The 19,837-nt window shown below is 69.7% G+C and carries 13 protein-coding genes; 3 read left to right on the forward strand and 10 right to left on the reverse strand.

Annotated features, from left to right (window positions below; genetic code table 11):
- The first annotated feature begins 10 nt into the window (after window positions 1-10).
- The gene (gene hisA, locus BLR99_RS12015; protein WP_011794189.1) at window positions 11-757 is read left to right on the forward strand and encodes a 1-(5-phosphoribosyl)-5-[(5-phosphoribosylamino)methylideneamino]imidazole-4-carboxamide isomerase; all 747 of its coding nucleotides are present in this window, start codon (window positions 11-13) and stop codon (window positions 755-757) included.
- A gap of 30 nt (window positions 758-787) precedes the next feature.
- On the opposite strand, the gene BLR99_RS12020 is transcribed toward hisA, so the two are convergent.
- The 9 genes from BLR99_RS12020 to BLR99_RS12060 form a co-directional block, all read right to left on the reverse strand.
- Complete coding sequence (locus BLR99_RS12020) at window positions 788-1,972, reverse strand: spherulation-specific family 4 protein (RefSeq protein ID WP_011794190.1); 1,185 nt, start codon at window positions 1,970-1,972, stop codon at window positions 788-790.
- A 100-nt stretch (window positions 1,973-2,072) separates the two neighbouring features.
- Window positions 2,073-3,287: a spherulation-specific family 4 protein gene (locus BLR99_RS12025; protein WP_074687194.1), complete on the reverse strand. Its 1,215-nt coding sequence runs from the start codon at window positions 3,285-3,287 to the stop codon at window positions 2,073-2,075.
- A gap of 46 nt (window positions 3,288-3,333) precedes the next feature.
- Window positions 3,334-4,707 (reverse strand): exopolysaccharide Pel transporter PelG, encoded by a 1,374-nt coding sequence (pelG, locus tag BLR99_RS12030; RefSeq protein WP_011794192.1) that lies wholly within the window; start codon window positions 4,705-4,707, stop codon window positions 3,334-3,336.
- Complete coding sequence (gene pelF / locus BLR99_RS12035) at window positions 4,707-6,245, reverse strand: GT4 family glycosyltransferase PelF (protein ID WP_011794193.1); 1,539 nt, start codon at window positions 6,243-6,245, stop codon at window positions 4,707-4,709. The genes pelG and pelF overlap by 1 nt, the downstream gene beginning before the upstream one ends.
- Entirely contained in the window at window positions 6,242-7,255 is a 1,014-nt protein-coding gene (locus BLR99_RS12040; protein ID WP_011794194.1) for a tetratricopeptide repeat protein, read from the reverse strand. The genes pelF and BLR99_RS12040 overlap by 4 nt, the downstream gene beginning before the upstream one ends.
- The gene (locus BLR99_RS12045; protein ID WP_228193892.1) at window positions 7,248-8,570 is read right to left on the reverse strand and encodes a PelD GGDEF domain-containing protein; all 1,323 of its coding nucleotides are present in this window, start codon (window positions 8,568-8,570) and stop codon (window positions 7,248-7,250) included. Before BLR99_RS12045 ends, BLR99_RS12040 begins: the two co-directional genes overlap by 8 nt.
- An 88-nt stretch (window positions 8,571-8,658) precedes the next feature.
- The gene (locus tag BLR99_RS12050) at window positions 8,659-9,213 is read right to left on the reverse strand and encodes an LpoB-related protein (protein ID WP_011794196.1); all 555 of its coding nucleotides are present in this window, start codon (window positions 9,211-9,213) and stop codon (window positions 8,659-8,661) included.
- Window positions 9,214-9,244: 31 nt separating this feature from the next.
- A complete protein-coding gene (locus BLR99_RS12055; RefSeq protein ID WP_063366157.1) occupies window positions 9,245-13,282 on the reverse strand; it encodes a tetratricopeptide repeat protein in 4,038 nt (1,345 codons plus the stop codon).
- Window positions 13,242-16,067 carry a bifunctional glycoside hydrolase/polysaccharide deacetylase family protein gene (locus tag BLR99_RS12060; protein WP_052658270.1) on the reverse strand — a complete coding sequence of 942 codons (2,826 nt, stop codon included), beginning with the start codon at window positions 16,065-16,067 and terminating at the stop codon, window positions 13,242-13,244. Before BLR99_RS12060 ends, BLR99_RS12055 begins: the two co-directional genes overlap by 41 nt.
- 324 nt (window positions 16,068-16,391) lie before the next feature.
- Between BLR99_RS12060 and galE the strand changes: the two genes are divergently transcribed.
- A complete protein-coding gene (galE, locus tag BLR99_RS12065; RefSeq protein ID WP_011794199.1) occupies window positions 16,392-17,408 on the forward strand; it encodes a UDP-glucose 4-epimerase GalE in 1,017 nt (338 codons plus the stop codon).
- 57 nt (window positions 17,409-17,465) lie between these two features.
- Here the strand turns inward: galE and BLR99_RS12070 are convergent, their stop codons facing one another.
- The gene (locus BLR99_RS12070) at window positions 17,466-18,785 is read right to left on the reverse strand and encodes a dicarboxylate/amino acid:cation symporter (RefSeq protein ID WP_017438796.1); all 1,320 of its coding nucleotides are present in this window, start codon (window positions 18,783-18,785) and stop codon (window positions 17,466-17,468) included.
- 152 nt (window positions 18,786-18,937) lie between these two features.
- On the opposite strand from BLR99_RS12070, the gene BLR99_RS12075 reads away from it, so the two are divergent.
- Window positions 18,938-19,801 carry a D-hexose-6-phosphate mutarotase gene (locus BLR99_RS12075; protein ID WP_017438797.1) on the forward strand — a complete coding sequence of 288 codons (864 nt, stop codon included), beginning with the start codon at window positions 18,938-18,940 and terminating at the stop codon, window positions 19,799-19,801.
- Window positions 19,802-19,837 lie beyond the last annotated feature (36 nt).

The following is a 19,837-nucleotide window of genomic DNA, read 5'->3' on the forward strand; positions in this document are numbered from 1 at the left end:
TCATTCCATCATGCTGCTCATCCCCGCCATCGACCTCAAGGACGGACACTGCGTGCGCCTCAAGCAAGGTGACATGGATCAATCGACCACCTTCGGCGAAGACCCGGCAGCCATGGCGCGCAAGTGGGTGGATGCCGGCGCCCGCCGCCTGCACCTCGTGGACCTGAACGGCGCCTTCGCCGGCGCGCCCAAGAACCACGCCGCGATCAAGGCCATCCTCAAGGAGGTGGGCGACGACCTGCCCGTGCAGCTGGGCGGCGGCATCCGCGACCTGGACACGATCGAGAAATACATCGACGGCGGCCTGCGCTACGTGATCATCGGCACCGCGGCCGTCAAGAACCCCGGATTCCTGAAGGATGCCTGCAGCGCCTTCGGCGGCCACATCATCGTGGGCCTGGACGCCAAGGACGGCAAGGTCGCCACCGACGGCTGGAGCAAGCTGACCGGCCACGAGGTGGTCGACCTCGCGAAGAGGTTCGAGGACTGGGGCGTCGAATCCATCGTCTATACCGACATCGGCCGCGACGGCATGCTCTCGGGCATCAACATCGAGGCCACGGTGAAGCTGGCGCAGGCCCTCACCATCCCCGTGATCGCCTCCGGCGGCCTGGCGGGCATGGCCGACATCGAGCAGCTCTGCGCGGTGGAGAGCGAAGGCGTGGAAGGCGTCATCTGCGGCCGTGCGATCTATTCCGGCGACCTCGACTTCGCCGCGGCGCAGGCGCGCGCGGACGAGCTGAACGGCGCGGCCTGACCCTCCTGCGCCGCAGGTGCGCCGGCCGCTTCAGCAGGCCGGCGGCGGGCGCCCCTGGTTCATGGCCGCCACGGTCTGCAGCAGGGCCGTCCAGTACGAGGGCAGCGATGCCCACGGGTTGCCGATGTTCCTGACCGGGTCGTACTGCAGGTCGGTCATGTAGACCAGCCCGGCGTTGTAGATGGGGGATCCGGCGGACTGCAGGGCCTTCACCATGTCGACGCAGGTGGCGGTGTCGTGCACCAGCGAACTCTGCCGGTTGTTGGGCAGGGTGTAGAGCCACGGCGTGGTGCGCGGATCGTAAGCGGCGTAGGTGCTGTTGCGGTCCTCGAAGGTGACGAGCACGTCGGCCACGGTGGCGTAGTCGGCGGTGTCGGGCACCCTGCCCGGGTTGCCGATCACGCGCAGGTCGGCGCCCTTGGCCTTGATGTATGCGTAGATCTCGCGGTAGCCGCTCAGCTTGGCGGCGTCGGACGACATTTCGTCGAGGAAGATGCCGCTGATCGCGGCGCGGCCGTAGAGCGCGAAGTACGCATCGATGTTGGCCTTGACGGCCGCGAGCGAGCGGGCGCCGTAGCCCGTGTAGACATAGCCCACCACCTTCCCGCCGGCGGCGACGAAGGTGCCCAGCGCGTTCGTGTAGGCGGCCTCGGCCGAAGTGAATTCGCCGTTGTTGGGGTTCATGATGGCCGTCACCGCGACGCCGGGGTGGGCGGCCGCGCCGGCCGCGAGGCGTGCCCATTCGGTACCCGAGGACGGGTGGAAATAGGCCGGCACCAGCACCTCGAGCGATGCGGGTACGGGACGCAGGTACATGATGCGGGTGGCCTTTGCCGTGGCGGTGGCCGATGACCCGGAGGGCACCGCGACCGAGGCGCTGAGCTGCTGGCGGCCCGGCACCGTGCCGCTGAATGCGACCGTGGCTACGCCCGACCGGGTGGTGCCGGTGGCGGAGAACGTTCCGGGCGACGCCGCGAAATTCACGGGGGTGCCGTCCGCGGCGTCCGCGCCGTTCACCGTGACGCGGGCGCTGAGCGACAGGGGCGAACCCACGCTGTGGACGGTTTCCGCCTCGGGCCCGGCAAAGGCGATGGCGACGCTGGCGGGGTTGGCCGGGTTGGCGGGCGAAGAGCCGCCGCCTCCGCCGCCGCAGGCGGCGATCAGGGCGGCCAGCGACAGGCTGCACCAGCGGGCGAGGGAAGGCTTACGGGCCATGGCAATTCCTGTCTGGATGGGGAAAGAGGAGGGCGGACGGGATTGTCGTCCGGTACGGTGAGCTTTTGGTGCAACGCTGCATGCGGACGCAGGAAGCTGCTCAGCAGGAAGGCAGGCTGGCCCCTCGATTGACGGCATCGACCGTGCCGAGGAAGCGCAGCCAGTACCCTGGCAGGGCGTCCCACGGGTTGCCTTCCCCGGTGTCGGGATTGAACTGGTCGTCGGTCACGTACAGCATGCCGGCGTTGCTGCGCGGCGTGGCGGCCGCGCGCACGGCCTGCTGCATGGCGGCGCAGCCGGGCGCGTCGTGCAGCAGCACCGCCTGCCGGGTGTTGGCCACCTGGTAGAGCCAGCCGCCATCGGCGCGCGGGTCGTAGCTGGCGAAGGCCGGTGAACGGTTCTCGAAGTTCACCAGCGTGTCGGCCGCCGCGAGGTACCCGCTGGTGGTCTGGGTGCCGGGGTTGCCCACCACCCGCAGGCCCGAGTCGCGTGCCTTGATGTAGGTGTACAGGTCCAGGTAATAGGCCAGGCGCTTTGGCGACGTGGACATCTCGTCGATGAAGAACCCGCTGATGAGGCCCCTGCCGTAGAGCTGCAGGTAGCTGTCGATGTTGCGCTTCACCATGCTGGCGGAGCGCGCGCCGTAGCGGGTATAGACGTAGCCGAGCAGCCGGCCGCCCGACTGCACGAAGGTGCCGGCCGCCGCCGTGAATTCCGGGTTCGCGCTCTTGAACACGCCGTTGTCGGGGTTGAGGATGGCGGTGACCGCCACCCCCGGGTAGGCGCGCGCGCCCGCGCTGAGGGCATCCCAGGGCGAGCCTTCCGACGGGTAGAAGTAGGCGGGCACCAGCACCTCGAGCGGGGCCGGGGCCGGACGTGCGTACACCGTGCGCGAAGCGGATGCGGCGCCGCTGGCCGATGCCAGCGTGGCGGAAATCACCTGGGGGCCGGGAACGGATGCGGTGAAGCTGGCCGAGGCGGTGCCGGCGCGGACCGGGGCGGCCGCCGGCAGGATGGCGGCCGTGCCCGCGGAGAACACCACGGTGGCGCCATCCTCCGCACCCGGGGCCTCCACGGCGACGCCGATGGCGGTGCCGACGTCGATCACGTCCGCGCCATCGCCGGGCGCGGTGAACGCGAGGGCTGCGGCCGGCAGGGCGGAGGCCCTTGCATCCTGCGCGGTCCGGGAGGTTGCGGCGGTGCCGGTGCCGTCAGCGGGGCCTCCCCCGCCGCCGCAGGCGCCCAGCAATCCGGCGGCGGCCAGCAGGCAGGCCGGCAGGGCCACGCGTGCGTTCGGAAAGTTCGGCTGTGCCATCGGGCCCTCTCTGCAGGTATGGAGCACCGATTGTGAATGCCGCCGGCTATTGCAGCATAAAAGTTTCGTATTCCAACCGGTTCAGCTGTCGAGACAATAAATACATGCCCGTGCACAGCGTGAGCAGCGTGGCGATGGCGAAGCCGTAGCCGTACAGCGCGGCACCCGCATGCAGCGTGAAGCCGGTCAGCAGCATGTTGAGCAGCACGAACTGCAGGCACAGCATGAGCACGATGCGGCGCTGGTCCAGGTAGAAGAACACGTTGAGGATGGCCATCAGCCCCACCTGCAGCCCCGCGCCGATCACCTGCACGTGCAGCAGCGGCAGGTAGAGGCGCGAAATGCCCAGGCCGCTCAGGATGGCCGGCCCGGCGACGAAGGTGATGAGCACGGCCAGCGTCTGGATCTTGCCGATCTCCCCGAGGCCCTGCTGGATGGAATAGACCATCTCGTCGCGCATCGCCTCGATGTACTCCAGCGAGCCGCCGCTGCGCACGGCGTCGTAGAACTTGTCGTAGTACTCGACGAAATCGGTCTCGATGCGCACCAGGAACACCGCCATGCCGGGAATGATGGACAGGTAGGCCAGGAACACGGGCAGGTCGTAGATCAGCGAGGCCCGCAGCGCCCCGATGATGGGCTCGGAGGTCGGCGGGAAGTACCAGAACATGAACTTGTCCACCCAGATCCCGAAGTTGTAGAGGAAGCCGATGGCGACCAGGGAGGGGTAGAGCAGCTTGCGGTCCGCGAAGTCGAAGGCGATGATGCGGCCGCGCGGGTTGAACTCGCGCACCACGAGCAGCCACATGCCCGCGAGCAGCAGGTAGTTGCCCAGCACGAAGCCCGCCAGCAGTCCTTCCAGGCCCCAGGGCCGCATCAGCAGCGCGCTGACCACGATGACGGCGTACGACACGCCGAAGAGCGCCACGATCTCCTTGTAGCGCTTCATGCCCGACAGCAGCACGGTGAGCACCCACACGTCGCACATGAGGGTGAAGCCCGCGAGCATGAGCATGCGGTACACCAGCCCCAGTTGCGGCAGCACGGTGAAGAGCGCCAGCGTGCCCAGGGCCGCGGCGGCCAGCGTGGTCACCAGCAGCAGGCCGTGGAGGTTGGGCAGGATCGAATCCTTGCGCTTTTCGAAGAGGCGGTCGGACACGAAGCGCGTGAAGGCCAGCTGCACCAGGCCGGTGAGGATGAGGCTGCCCGCCACCATGTAGGTGACGGAGGTCTGGAACTGGGTGACGAGCACGCCCGGCACCACCACGCTCGCGCTGAAGATACCGATGAGCAGGATGCCCACGATGGAGAAAACCCAGGGGCCGGAGCCGATCACGCCCGCGTAGGCGTAGGCCTGCACGAGGCCGACCAGGGTGTTCTTGCGCAGCATGCGCCGCAGCTCGAATCCGATGCCGGCCATCAGCGGGGGCCCTCCGTCTGTTCGAACGCCCGTTCGTACACGCGGCGGTAGCGGTCGAACATCAGCGTATCGGTGTAGTAGCGCTCCACGCGCGCCACGGCGGCGCGGCTGGCCGCGTGCCAGGCGGGCGCATCGTTGAGCAGCGACAGCGACGCGTCCGCGAGCTGCTGGGGATCTGCGATGGGCACGACCTTGCCGGAGGCGCCGAGCGCGCGGTCTTCCTCGTCCAGCCCCTCGATGAGCTGGCGGCACGAGCCCACGTCGGTGGAGACGGCCGGCACGCCGGCCGCATAGCCTTCCAGCAGCACCAGGGGCAGCGCCTCGCTGATGGACGAGAGGATGATCAGCCCGATGCGCGGCATGAGGTCTTCCACCTTCTGGAAGCCCAGGAAACGCACGTTGTTCTCCAGGCCCAGGCTGCGCACGAGGTTCTCGCACTCCTGCGCGTAGGCCGGGTCCTCCTCGGTGGGGCCGGCGATCCAGCCTTCGGCGTCGGGCCGCTGGTTCACCACGCGCCGCATCGCGCGGATGAAGGTCTTGATGTCCTTGATGGGGACCACCCGGCCGATGAGGCAGAGGATGGGCGGCACCTCGGCGGGTCGCTGGCCGCGCAGCGGCGCGAAGCGGCCGAGCTTGATGCCGTTGGGGATGTTGAAGGTGCGCGCGGGATCCGCGCCGTCGGCCACCTGCCGCAGCCGGTTGGCCTCGTAGAGCGCGATGATCGGGTCGGCCGCCGCGTAGCAGTAGTAGCCCAGCCACTCGAAGAACTGGATCCACATCTGGCGGAAGTAGGACAGCTCGGTCGGGTCGCGCTGGAAGATGTTGCGGTTGTCGCGGATCCACTCGCTCTTGAACAGGTCGATCTTGCGTTCCTTGGTATAGATGCCGTGTTCCGAGAGGATGAGCGGCACGCCGCGCATCTGCCGGACCAGGCCGCCCAGGTAGCCCGCATAGCCGGTGGAGGCACTGTGCACCATGCGCACGCGCAGCATGCTGCGGGCGACGCGCGCGAGCATCCAGAGCGGCTGGTACATGATGCGCACGGTCCAGAAATAGTCCACGAAGGACGGGTCCGTGCAGTGCTCGCGGTAGCTCTGGCAGATGATTTCCCAGGCGCGCTCGCTGTAGAGGAAGTCTTCCAGCGGCAGGCGGCCGCCGGGCTGCATCTCCAGGCTGATGCGCTGGAAGGCCTCGATCGCCGCGGGGCTGCGGTCGCCGAGCCGGAACGAATCGACGAGCGTGCGCACCATCTCGAGCGCGGCGCGGTCGCCCCGGCGCCGCGCGGGCATGGAGCGCACGCCGAGGTGCTCGTAGAGGTAGTGCTCCTCGAAATGCACCACGTTGGACGGCAGTTCGTACTTGAAGCCGGAATAGTCCTCGCGGCGGCTGCCCAGGAAGATGATGGCGAACCGGTATTCGGGGTAGGCGCGGATGATCTGGTTGATCCAGCTCGACACGCCCCCGCTCACGTAGGGAAACGTGCCTTCGAGCAGCAGTGCGATGTCGGCTTCCTGGGCCTGGGGGCGGACGTCGCTCATCGGGCGTTCCAGTAGTCGAGCACCGGCCGCAGGCGCGGCAGGGCGCGCCACTGGCCGAGTTCCTGCAGCAGCGCACGGGCCTGCACGTAGTCGCGCCGCTCGAAGCACAGCTCGGCCTGGTAGGGCAGCACGCGCGTGGCCGGCAGTCCCAGTTCCCGCGCGCGGGCATAGGCCTCGCCCGCCTCGTCGGTGCGGCCCTGCGCGTGCAGCAGGCGCCCGCGCCGCAGGTTGAGCTGCGCGTTGCCGGGGGACTGGGCCAGCACCATGTCGCAATAGCGCAGGGATTCGTGGATGGCGTGGGTGCGCAGGTCGCCCTGCACCAGTTCCTGGTACACCAGTTCCCAGTAGAGGTCGGAGAGCCGGTGGGCGGATTCCAGCATCAGCGGGCCGGGCGTGGCGCCTTCCTCGGCCTGGGCGCGGCGCATGGCGTCGAGTTCGCTGTCGATGGTGCGGTTGATGCGCTTTTCCAGCGTGTCGAGCATGCCGTAGGCGAGCAGCCGCAGGTCTTCGCTCGGATCGCTGAGGATGCTGCGCAGCAGGGGCGAGGCGATGCGGCCGGAGACGTGCTGCAGCGCCACCATGGCGCGCATGCGGGTCTGCATGGGGGCCTGGGCGTTGCCCAGGAAGGACCGCAGCCCGGCCTGCCGGAAGCTCGCCTGCATGCGCTGGTGCAGGTCGAATTCGGGCAGTTGCAGGGATTCGAAATCGTCCTGCCCGGTCGGCGAACGGTACAGGCGCAGCACCACCACGCCCACCGCCACGCCGATGAATCCGGCGATGGGGACGGCGTAGCTGAAGGCGGCCATGAGCACCAGCACGGGCAGGCGGGGGCGGGCCTGCTCGCCCGAGAGCAGCGGCAGCAGGCACAGCGCGAGCATGGAGCAGGCCAGCGCGTGCACGATCAGGTAGCTCGCCAGGGCCGCGTCGGAGCGGCCCTGCAGCATCAGGGGGCCGCTCCAGGCGCCCAGTTCCAGCAGGAAGGCCGACATGCCGAGCTTGAGGTTAAGCATGGGCGATCCTGTGCAGTTGCTCCAGCACCGCGAGTGGCTCGCCCTCCAGGGGCAGCACGTGCGGGAAGATGCCGGATTCGGCGAGCGGCTGGCCACCCTTCTGCCGGGACCAGTTCTCGAGCCGGTTGATGTAGCCCTCCGCCGTGGCCGTGTCGCCCAGCGGCATGAGCACCGCCAGCACCTGGCGCTCGGGGCCGGTGATCAGCCAGCTTTCGTCCAGTTCGCGCTTCAGGCGCTCGATCTGGGCCGGCAGGCCGCGCTCGACGGCGCGGGGCAGGAACTCGAGCGCCACGATGATGCTGGGCACGCCCGTGGTGTCGCGCATGTGGGACAGCCGCCGGGCCTCGAAGGCGAAATCCGCCGGGCAGTCGGGAAGGCGCTCCATGATGGGGCGCGCCAGGGTCTGCATGGCGAGGCCGTCGGTGTAGTAGCCCAGCAGCAGGTTGATGGTCTGCAGGTTCTCGTCCTGCAGCGAGAAGAACGGCATGTCCTCGATCACCAGCAATCCGTAGATCTCCCCGCCCAGGTCCAGCAGCGGCGCGACGGCGAGGTAGCGTGTCTGCTGCTTGTGCGTGAGCAGCTGGCTGATGTGGCAGAGCTTGCGGGTTTCCAGCGCCTGCAGCACCAGCGGGTCCTGCGTGTCCAGCGGTTCGCTGCCGCTGCCGATGCGGGCCACGGGCTCGGCTTCGACGCGGTCTTCGGTGGCCGCGTGCAGCGCGGCCGATTCGAGCTGGCAATACTGCGCGAGCAGGCGCAGCAGGGTCTGCGCGCCCTGCGCGGCGTCCTCCGGCGCGCCGGTGTCCACGCTCTGCAGCGTGGAGAGCGCGTCGCGCATGGACATGGGCCGGCCGATGAGCTCCTGCTCCAGCCGGTCGTGCGACAGGCGCAGCAGGTAGTACTGGCGCACGAGGTGCTCCAGGCGCTGGTCGAGGTAGAGCTGAACGTTCTCGGCGCGCCGGGTGCGGGCCTGCCACAGGCTGGAGAACTCGCCCACGATCAGCACCAGGATGAGTCCGCCCAGGAAGAACAGCTGAGGAAAGCGGTCGTAGTGACCGAGATTGGTCAGCAGCCAGCCCGCGAGCAGCACCACGGCGCCACCCAGTCCGGCGAGCGGTCCGTAGCGCAGCGCCACGATGACGGGCGCGAGCCATGCCCAGGGAAAGTCGCCCTCGCTCCAGATCGGATCCTGCGGATGCAGCAGCAGGCCCAGCGCGATCGCCAGGCCCGGCAGCAGCAGGGTCTCCAGCAGCATGATGGCCGGGCGCGTGTCGGTGGCGGCGAGCTTGCCCAGCAGCTGCTGCGGCAGCGGGCGCAAGCCGGTGCGTCCCGAAGCCGGCGCGGCGCCGACCGCGCGACGGCGGCCGGGGGAGGGCGGGGGGGACTTCTCCGGCGGCATGGCGGGGTCAGCGCGCACCGGACAGGCCGGAGTCCATCAGGCTGCGGATCAGCTTCTGCGCCACGCCCGAGAGGGACTCGCGGCTCCACCCGCTCTTGCCGCCCGTGCCGCTCCAGAGCGTTTCGCCGGTTGCGACGTCGATGATCTGCAGCGTCACGCCGGCCGCGGGTTCGCCGTCCACGCCGACCTTGTAGCGCCATTCGTCCACCGCGCCGGCCAGCGCGTATTTGGCCTGCTTCTCGCGGGCCCAGGCCAGGACCTCTTCCTGGCGCTTGGCGTCGCCCGCGTCGAACAGGGCCTCCTGCTGCGTGCCGCCGGGGTAGCGCTGCACACGGCCCACGCCGCGTGCCTGCAGCAGGGCCAGGGCGATGGCTTCCGCGCGGTTGCCGGCCAGCGGCGTTTCCGTGTGGTTCGCGAACGGCAGGACCACCCAGCTGGCATTGCGCTCCAGCGGCGGGGGCGTCCCGCGGTCGATGGTGGAGCACGCCGCGAGCATCACCAGGATCAGGCCGCCGGCGGCGCAGTGGCGCAGGCGTTGCAGCAGGGTGCGTGGATGTGGCATGGGAGAGTCCTTTCTTGTTGGGAGATACGCGTCAGAAATGCAGCCGGTAGCTGAAGAGCAGGCTGCGGTTGAGTCCCTGCTGCAGCTGCAGTCCGGATTTGCTCAGGCCCCAGGTCAGGCCCAGGTGGTCGCCGCCCAGCACGCTGCCGGCCATGCCCAGGCGCACCTCATAGCCCGGCCCGAGCCGGCTGTGCCAGGTGCGGCTCGCGCTGGCGTAGGGCCGCAGCGTGCGGGAATACTCTTCCTCGTAGCGCATGTTGGTCGATACCTGCAGCCCGTAGTAGGTGAAGCTTTCGGGCAGGAAGTAGTCCGGCCCCGGAACGATCCCGGGCAGCAGGTAGCGCTGGAACTCGCGGTCGCGCGGGGCGAGCGAGAAGATGTCGGTGCGCGAGAAGTCGTGGCGCGACCAGAACGCGCCGAACTCCAGCAGCGGCGCTTCCTGCCGGTAGGTGTGGACATAGCTCAGCGTGGTGTGCCGTCCGCTGCCGAGGTCGGCGCCGGTCTGCAGGCGGTAGCGCTCGTCCGCGTATTCGAGCACGAAGCGGTCCAGGCGCGTTGCCTGGTAGCGCAGGCTGGCGCCCGCGCGGCGCTTCATGCCGGCGATGCGCAGCGCCAGGCTTTCCTGGCTGGGCAGCTGGAATCCCAGTTCCATGCGCAGCGACAGGCGGTTGTCGATGCGCTGCTCGTGCTCGATCTGCACGGGCGTATAGGGCTGGAAGCTCACGCGGCGTCCCGCGCGCAGCGTGGTCTCCCCGTCCGCATGGCGCCATTGCAGGCGGGCATCGAACACGCTTTCATCCGGCGGATTCACCACCACCAGCGGGTCGGTGGAGCGGCGCCGGATGCTGGCGAACTCCAGGTCCAGCGCCATGCGCGGATTGAAGGCGATGTGGAAACGGCCGCCGGCCTCGTCTTCGTCCAGGCCACCCAGCTGCTGGATCTTGCCGTAACCGCCGGCGTGGTCGCTGAACGCCAGCAGGGTTTCGGTGAGCTGCAGCTGCAGGGGCTCGTCCTCCCGCTGCTCGCCCTGCGCCTCGAAGGCCGCGGTCTGCGCGAGCCGCACGTCGTCCACCGCGCGGGCGGCGTTGACGCGGTCGTAGCGGGGCAGGCGCTCGTCGAAGCCTTCCAGCAACTGGCCCGTGGCGGCCTTGTCGTCCTCGGCCAGCGCCACCGTGATCTCGGCCCAGAGCGGCCGGTTGGTGCGCGTGCCGCGGGCGCGGGCGTACTGCTGCCAGAGGTAGCCGCGCTCGGCGGTGTACTCGCCGGCATCCTGCAGCCAGCCGATGGCGGTCTCCGCCGCCGCGTTGGACATGCGGTTGCGGTCGTCCGTGTCCATGCGCAGCAGTTCGCGCAGCACGTCCAGCGCCGGATCGCCGGGCCGCTGGGTGAGCATGAGGCGCACGCGGGCCACGCGGCGCGTGGTGTCCAGCCCTTCCTCGGTGAGCCACCGGGCGCGGGCCTGCTGCGGCGTGAGCCGCTTGCCGCCTTCGCCTGCCTGGCGGGCCGCGCGCCATTCGCGCGAGAGCAGTTCGCGGCGCAGGCGCCAGGAGCGGTCGGTCTGCTGGTTCTGGTCCAGCGCGTCCGCATAGTTCATGAGCCACAGGAAATCGTCCTGGTGCTGCGCCACGCGCGGCGTGAGGTAGCGCTCCAGCGCCACCTGCGGCAGCGAGAGCGCCTGGTAGGCGGCGGCGAGCGCGTCGTGCACGTCCTCGTCGCGCGCCCAGCGGCGCTCCTGCGTGGTCAGCAGGGCGCGCAGCGCGACGGCATCGTTGCTGTCGATGAACAGCCAGATCAGCGCCTGGCGCATCTCGGACGAATCGGGGCTGGCGCGCAGGCCGTCCTCGTAATAGCGCCGCGCGCGGGCCAGGTCGCCCTGGGCCTGGTAGTAGCCGCCCGCCAGGCGCAGGAACCCGGGGATCTCCCGCAGGGCGGCGACCGCCTGCCGCGTCTCCTGCGGGCCGGCTTCGAGCTTGCGCATCAGCGGGCCCATCGCGTCCCACTGGTTGCGGCTGGAATAGACCGACAGCGCTTCCACGAGGTAGCGCGGATCGCCGAATTTCTCCCAGGCGAGCTCCGATACCTTGGCGGCCTCGAGCGGCTGGTCGGCCATGAGCAGGCGGATCAGCGCGTCGTAGTCGGAGCGGTCGTGGTCCTTGGATCCCACCAGCGCCCGGTAGGCCTGCACGGCCAGGGCCTGCCGCTGCCGGCTCTCGGCCAACTGGCCCGTCAGGCGCCAGAAGTCCATGGCGGCAGCTTCCGACGGCGCCTGCCGCTGCTGCGCGGCCTCCAGCCAGCCCAGGCCCTCGTCGGGCCGGTCGTGGGTGAGCGCGAGCACGGCCGCGCGCATGGCCCGTTCGGGCGTGAGCTGCTTCGGGTCCGCCAGCAGGCGGCGCCAGGTCTCCAGTGCCAGCGTGGGTTGCCCCGCGCGCTCGGCCAGCTGGGCCAGCAGTTCCACCGCCTCGGGTATCTTGCCGTGCTGGCGCAGGTAGTCGATGGCCGGCTGGGGCTCGCCGATGCGTTCGTAAGTGGCCACCAGCTGCCGGATCAGCGCGAAATCGTCGGGCCGCTGGCGCAGCTGGAAGCGGATGGCCTGCACCAGCGCGGTGTCGTCGAACTGCCCGGGCGCGATCCGCAGCACCGCCTGCCATGCGGCTTCCTTCTGCGTGCGCTGGGCCACCACCAGCCAGTTCTGCAGCGCCACGCCGGGCCGCTGCGACCATTCCGATACCTGGGCGAGCCGCTCGCGCCAGGCCATGTCGTCCGTGCGGGCCTGCACCGCGGCATGCGCTATCAGCCAGGCGTCGTCGAGCTTGCGGTTTTCCAGGAAGACCTCGAACGCGATGCCGTAGATCTTCTCGTCGTAGGGCAGCAGGTGCGCGGGGATCGGCACGGGCGGGGCCGCGACGGCGGGGGCGGGAGCGGCGGCCGGAGCAGCAGGTGCCCCGGGGGCCGTGGGGGCGGGGCCCGCCATGGGGCGGAAACCCCAGCCGTGCGCCGGACCGGCGTCGGCGCCGGTCGCGGACGGCAGCGGGATCACGGGCGGGCGCAGCAGATGGGCACCGTCGTCGTAGCGCCGTGCCGGAGCCGGGGCGGAGGGCGGGGCTCCGTGCCAGGCCATGGGGCGCAGCATCGCGCCGACAGGGGGCACCGCCACGGCCAGCGCGGTGGCGCCGTCCTCCCATTGCCGCAGCCAGGAGATGCGCAGCAACTGCCGCACATAGCGGTCCGCGACGGCGGGCTTGCCCGCCGCGCGCGCCAGTTGCGTGATCATCAGCAGCACCTGCGGATCCTTCGCCAGCGGGCCGATCTCGCGCTCGGCCATCTCCAGCGCGTCCACGGGCCGGTTGCCCGATTGCAGCGTGCGCACCGCGGCCATGTAGTAATCCTTGGCCTTGTCCGCATCGGGCGTAGCGCGGCGCGCCAGCAGGTAGAGCTCGGCGGAGCCGACGTAGTCCGACTGGCCCAGGGCCTCCTTCGCGGCGCGCTCGTAGAGCAGGGCGGCTTCCCGCGGATCGGAGGCCTCCTCGGCCATCCTGCGGGTCATCGCGGCCCCGAGCACGCGGTCCTGCAGCTCGGCGGCGCGGCGCGTCAGCAGCACGCGGCGCTCCAGCGGCCACGGCTCGGCGGACAGCGCGCGCAGCTGCCGCAGCAGGTCCTCGCGCATGGCCTTGCGGTAGGTGGCCTCCCGCTCGGGCGTGCGCTGGTACTCGGTGTACGACAGCTCCCAGAGCGCCCAGAGCGCGTCGCGGTGGATCTGCGGGTCGGAAGAGTCCAGCGCGGGTTGCAGCGTGGCGCGCGCGTCGCCCATCTGGCCGACGGCGATCTGCCGCTGCGCGAGCAGCAGCCGCAGGCGCGGGTTGTCCGGATCGCTGCGCAGCAGGTTGTGCAGGTAGGCGACCGAGAGCGCGGAGTTCTCGGTTTCGGCCAGCCGGCGTTCCAGATCCTGCCGCGGGTAGAGCAGCCACAGGCCGCCGCCCACCATGCCGGCGAGCAGCGTGATCAGCCAGGGCGGCGCCAGGACGGGCCGCTCAGCGGGCTGGGCACTGGAGCTGGATTTGCGCAGCAGCATGGGGCAGTCGGTAGGCGAGGACGTCGGTGCCGGCCGTGGCGGGGGCCTGGCGTTCGGGGGCGATGGCGCGCCGGTCGGCGCGGACCTGGCAGCCCCGCGCGTTCGCGAGGCTGAAGGCGAGGGGGGCATGGCCCTGGAGACGGAAATCCACGCGCGTGCCGTCGGCCGCGGCGCTCCAGTCCGCGAGGCGGGCATTGGCTTCGTAGAGATAGGGTACCGGCCGTGCCGCGGTGCCGGAGGCCTGCTCCGTGCGCAGCCACGCCGATCCACCCGTGAGGTGCACGTACGGGCCTTCGGCCCCGCCGCGGTAGCCCGCCACGCCCTGGCTGGATGCGAGCTGCGGCGTGCCGAGCGCGCCGGGCAGGCGCAGCGTGCGCAGTTCGCCGTCGCCGCGCACGCGCCAGCCGCCGCCGTCGTGCGCGATGGCGATGGTGTGGAAGTCGCGTACCTTGCGGATGTATTCCGACGCGAACACGGGATGCAGCGGCTGCGCCATGGCCCAGTCGTACACCTTGCGCAGCGCGGTCAGGCCCGCGCGCTTGCTGGCGGAATACATGTGGTAGTAGATGTCCACCGGCTTGATGCGCCGGGGCCTGTCGGTCATCTCGAAGCTCTGGATCACCTGCTCGAAGCCGTAATAAGGGCCCCTCCAGAGATTGGTGTAGATGTTCTCGTTGGTGATGGGCGCGTACACCTGCAGGTAGCCGTTCTTCTGGATGCCGAAGGCGCCGATGGCCGTGAGCGACGGATTGGTGCGCGTGATGTAGGTATCGCCGCCGTTCATGTTCAGCAGGCCCGCGCGCTCGGTGATCTCTAGCGCCTCCGCGTTGGGTGCGGTGTCGCCCGACCACAGCAGGATCTTCACGCGCTTGTCGGGCGGAGCGAGGCGGCTGTTGATGTAGTCGGTGGAGCCCACGATCTCGCGCCGCAGGTCCATGGTGTAGCCCGGCACGTCCAGGCTCATGGCGGCTTCCGAATTGTCGCTGAACACTCCGTGCCGAACGCTGCGGTCCCAGAGGAACGGGTGCGAGTAGGTGTGGCTGGCGATCTCCACGTGCGGCAGGCGGAACATGCGCCGCGCGATGTCCTCCATCTCCGCGCTGGTGTCGGGGTGCAGCCCGTGGGGCGCGACCTCGGCCTCGATGACGGACATGGTCTGCGGCACCTGGGTGTATTTCTCGAAGATTTCCTTGAGCAGCACGGCGCCCGCGTTGGGGCTGCCCGCCAGCTCCGCGCGCGAGGGGAAACCGTCGCCGTCCACGTGCGAGAACAGCAGGCGCCGGCCGTTTTCGGTGGTGATGTCCGGCACCGGCACCGGCTGCAGCCGCAGCGCCTGCGTGAGGAAGGCGAAGGGATCGACCATCCAGCGGGCGTAGTCGGTGCCGGGCACTGCCGTCACCACGAAGGGATCGACGACGAAGCCCCCCCACGGCAGTATGGCGCCGCCCAGGTAGGAGCCGCCGCGCGCGTCGCGGTGCTCGATCAGCGCGCGCGCGGGCTGCAGGGCCGGGGCGCCGTTGCGCGTCACCCAATCGAAGCGCGAGCCGCTGGAGGGCTGCACCGCCAGCTCGAAACCCATCATCGGGTCCTGCACGGCCACCCGCTGCTCGCCGCGCGGCGGGCTCGCGTTTTCCTTGATGCCCAGCGCCTCGTTGAACTGCCGGTCCAGCGCGAAGCCGAAGTTCCCCATCACGGCGACCGGCATGCGTTCGCCGAGCCGCGCGAGCAGCCACTGGCTCATGGTGCGCATTCGGCCCTCGGGCAGGTAGCCCGAGAACCAGGTGACGATGCCCGCGTACCGATCCTGGAGGATGCCTTCGGGCAGCGGTTTGCGCACATCCGCATAGTCCACCACATAGCCCATGTGGTTCAGCGGCATTTGCAGGAATCTGTGGGCGTCCAAGTAGTTCAGTGCGGTCGTATCTCCGCCGTAATAGACGACCAGCACCCGGCGCGGCACCAGCTCGACGCTGCCCACGCCCACGGTGCTCACCTGCCCGTCGGTCACCCAGGGGATGAAGCCCAGCGCCCGGATGCGCTCGGCGGTCGCGCGGGTGAGTTCCCGGTCGGCGGGCGGCACGTAGTCGATGGCCAGCACCGGCAGGCCGTCGCGCTCGTGGATGGTGCGCAACTGCCCCAGCAGCCATTCCCGGTCGGAGGCCTTCACTTCCTCGTAGCGGCGCGTATTGGCATTCCATCCCTGGAAGAGCGACTCGGCGGCGACCATCTGCACCTTGTCCTTGACCCGCGGCACGATCTCGAAGCCCCGGTTCAGGATCAGCCGGATGCCGGGAAAGCGCTGGTGCAGCGTCTCGATCACCCGCACGAGGCCCTGCTGCTGCGCCGCCTCGTCGAATTGCCTGGCCAGGCGGTAGGAGTCCAGCGTGTCGAGGAAGAAGCCGCGGTAGCCTTTCTCCCACAGGGGAGCGACCACCCGGGTGGCGAAGAATTCGGGCCACTCGGCGGGCGTCTGGTCGATCACCTCGGAGTTCCAGGCGCCGTTGCGGGCCATCTTCCAGGCCTCGGGGATGTCGCGGAAATACGCGCGCGAGGACTGCACCTCGGCCACGGAGACGTAGGCATAGAGGGCGCTGCCCGTTTTCGCGAACGCCTGCGGGTCGTAGCCGTGGTCCGGCTCGACCACCACGATGTCGAACACCTTCAGCTCGGACAGCGGGGCGGAGGGCCCGTAATGCAGTGCCACTGCCGGCGACGCGGCCCAGGCCACTGCCGCGGAAAGCTGCGCGATCAGGCAGAAAAACAACAGTCTCAGGCGTCTGGACACGGCACGTTGGTCTTATGGGATGAAAAAACGTCTAAGGGTTTGCCCGCAGCCCGCGGGGCCCGCCGGAGCGCCTTGCCCTGTGGGTCCGGGACCACTCCCTCCTATGGAACACATCGTGGCCCAAGCGAGCCGTCGTGGTTAAACCCATAGAAAAAAACAATTTATTGTATTGTTTCAATAAGTATCAATTCTCATGCGCTCTTTGCTGCTTTCAGCAGATCTCCTTCCGCCAGGGGCCCGGGCCGGTGCGCGGACCGCATCCCGGGGCTGGCCTGCCGGTATTACGCAGGCCAGAATAGGGTGGATTCAACGGGAGCAGATCGCGTGATACTTGTAACGGGCGGGGCCGGATTCATCGGCTCGCATACCTGCGTGGCACTGGCCGAGGCCGGGCTGCCATTCCTCATCCTGGACAACTTCTGCAACAGCCGCCGCTCGGTACTGGAGCGCGTGGGCCGCATCACCGGCCGCGTGCCCGACCTGGTCGAGGGCGACGTGCGGGACGAGGGCCTGCTGGCGCGGATCTTCGCGGAGCATTCCATCGATGCGGTGATCCATTTCGCCGCGCTCAAGGCGGTGGGCGAATCGGTGCGGGAGCCGCTGTCGTACTACGACAACAACGTGGCCGGCACGGTGGCGCTGCTGCGCGCGATGCGCAAGGCGGACGTCCGCACCCTGGTGTTCTCCTCGTCCGCGACGGTGTACGGCGAGCCGGCCTCCCTGCCCATCCGCGAGGATTTCCCCCTCTCGGCCACCAACCCGTACGGCCAGAGCAAGCTCATGATGGAGCAGGTGCTGGCCGACGTGGACGCCTCCGAGCCCGGCCGCTGGCGCATCGCCCGGCTGCGCTACTTCAACCCCGTGGGCGCGCACGAAAGCGGCCTCATCGGCGAAGACCCGCAGGACGTTCCCAACAACCTGCTGCCCTACGTGGCCCAGGTGGCCGTGGGTCTGCGCGAGCGCCTCAGCGTGTATGGCGGCGACTACCCCACGCCGGACGGCACGGGCGTGCGCGACTACATCCACGTGTGCGACCTGGCCGATGGCCACGTGGCGGCGCTGCGCTACCTGCGCGCGCACCCCGGCCTGCTCACGGTGAACCTGGGCACGGGGCGGCCCGTGTCGGTGCTGGAGATGGTGCGCGGCTTCGAGGCCGCGAGCGGGCGGCCGGTGCCCTACCAGGTGGTGGCGCGGCGGCCCGGGGACGTGGCCGCCTGCTGGGCCGACCCGGGGCTGGCCGAACGGCTGCTGGGCTGGAAGGCCCGCCACGGCCTCGACCGGATGTGCGCCGACGCCTGGCGCTGGCAGGACGGCGTGGCCCGCGGCCTGCAGGCGGGCTGAGAAAAAAGCAAGGGGCCCGGCGCGCTGGCGCAGGGCCCCTTGCGGCGGGCGTGGCGGTCAGGCCGCCGTGGCGGTGCCCGGAGCGCCTGCGGGGGCGTCGTCGGCCTGGGTGTCCAGCGTGGCGGCGTGCACGGCCGCATCCTCTTCCGACAGCAGGGCGTCTTCCCACTTCGCCACGACCGCGGCGGCGATGGAGTTGCCCACGGCATTCGTCGCCGAGCGGCCCATGTCCAGGAAGGTGTCCACGCCCAGGATCAGCAGCAGGCCGGCCTCGGGGATGTGGAACTGGTTCAGCGTGGCGGCGATCACCACCAGGGAGGCGCGCGGCACGCCGGCCATGCCCTTGGAGGTGAGCATCAGGATCAGCAGCATGGTGATCTGCGTCTCGATCGGCAGGTGGATGCCGTAGGCCTGCGCGATGAACAGCGTGGCGAACGTGCAGTAGATCATCGAGCCATCGAGGTTGAACGAGTAGCCCAGCGGCATCACGAAGCTGGACACCCGGCGCTTCACGCCGAAGCGGTCGAGCGCGTCCAGCAGCTTGGGGTAGGCGGCTTCGGAGCTGGCCGTGGCGAAGGACAGCAGGAACGCCTCGCGGATGTTGCGCAGCAGCTTGAACACGCGGCCGCGCAGCGCGATGAAACCCGCGGTGATCAGCAGGGCCCACAGCAGCAGCAGGCCCAGGTAGAACTGGCCCATGAACACCGCGAACTTGAGCAGGATGCCCAGGCCGTTCACCGCCACCGTGGCGGCCATGGCGGCGAACACCGCCACGGGTGCGAAGCGCATCACGTAGCCGGTGATCTTGAGCATGGCGTGGGACAGCTCCTCCACGCAGCGCACCAGCGTGCGGGCCTTGTCGCCGAGGCCGGCGAGCGCGACGCCGAAGAACATCGAGAACACCACGATCTGCAGGATCTCGTTGTTGGCCATCGCCTCCGCGAACGACTTGGGCACGAGATGGTTCACGAACTCCTTGAGCGTGAACTTGCCCGTGGCCAGCTGCGTCGCCTGGTGGGTGTCCGGCAGCGGCAGGCCCAGGTTGGCGCCGGGCTGGAGCACGTTGGCCAGGACCAGGCCCAGGGCCAGCGAGACCAGCGAGGCCGTCAGGAACCACGCCATGGCCTTGAGGAACACGCGGCCCACGGCGGCGGCGTCACCCATGTGGGCGATGCCCACCACCAGGGTGGAGAAGACCAGCGGCGCGATCAGCATCTTGATGAGCCGCAGGAAGATGTCCGAGAGGATCGATACGTAACCCGCGACCGCCGCCTTGTCCGCGACGTGCGTGTTGATCAGGTATCCGGTGAGGATGCCGATGAGCATCGCGATCAGGATGCTGACCGTAGGGGGAAGCTTTCTTTTGTTCTCTGGCATGGTGCTAGGCAGAAATGAGCGATGGGTCCCCTGGCGCTCTCCTTGCGCCGTTGGCGGGGGTGGCGCATTGTCGTTCAATACGTGTGCGTACCCGGGCCGCAACGCGCCCGCCTTGCGGCTGCGCAAAGGCCTTCACTCCTACAATCCGAAATATGACAGCCACCGCTCCGGCCGTGCCCGCGGCCTCCCTCCCGCCGTTTCCGGACCTGCCCGCCGTCCGGCTGCACGGCCCCCGGGCAGGCGCCGCCACCGTCGCTTTCCAAGGGGCGCAGGTGCTTTCCTGGACCACCGCGGACGGCGTCGAGCGCCTTTTTCTGAGCCCCCGGTCGGCCCATGACGGACACACGGCGATCCGCGGCGGGGTGCCGGTTTGCTGCCCCCAATTCAACCAGCGGGGGGCTTTGCCCAAGCATGGCTTTATGCGAAATTTGCCTTGGAAATTGGTATCCGAGTCGTCAAACGGTCACGTGACGGGTGCCGTGATGGCGCTCGGGGACGACGAGGCCACCCGCGCGCTCTGGCCCCATGCCTTCCAGGCCCTGCTGGCCGTGGAGCTGTCCGAAGACGCCCTGCGCCTGTCGCTCACCCTGCGCAACTCCGGTGATGCGCCCTGGTCCTTCACCGGCGCGCTGCATACCTATCTGCGGGTGGCGGACATCGCCCGGGCGCAGGTGGACGGGCTGCAGGGCTGCGCCCGCTGGGACGCCGTCGCCGACCGGCGCGGCATGCAGGAAGGCGCGGTGCGCTTCGACGGTGAATACGACAGCGTGTTCGAGGCCCCGGGCGCGCCGCTGCGCGTGGACACGGGGCAGGGCGTGCTGGCCGCCACCCAGGGCGGCTGGGCCGAGAATGTCGTCTGGAATCCCGGCGCCCAGCGCTGCGCGGCGCTGCCGGACATGCCCGGGGACGGCTTCCGCCACATGCTGTGCGTGGAGGCTGCCTGCGTGCACCGGCCCGTCGAAGTGGCGCCGGGCGCCGAATGGACCGGCTGGCAGCGGTTCGAAGTGCTGCGCTGACGGCTCCCTGGGTTCCGTTCCCCGTTCCTCTTTTCT

The organism is Paracidovorax citrulli, assembly GCF_900100305.1.
Taxonomy (GTDB): domain Bacteria; phylum Pseudomonadota; class Gammaproteobacteria; order Burkholderiales; family Burkholderiaceae_C; genus Paracidovorax; species Paracidovorax citrulli.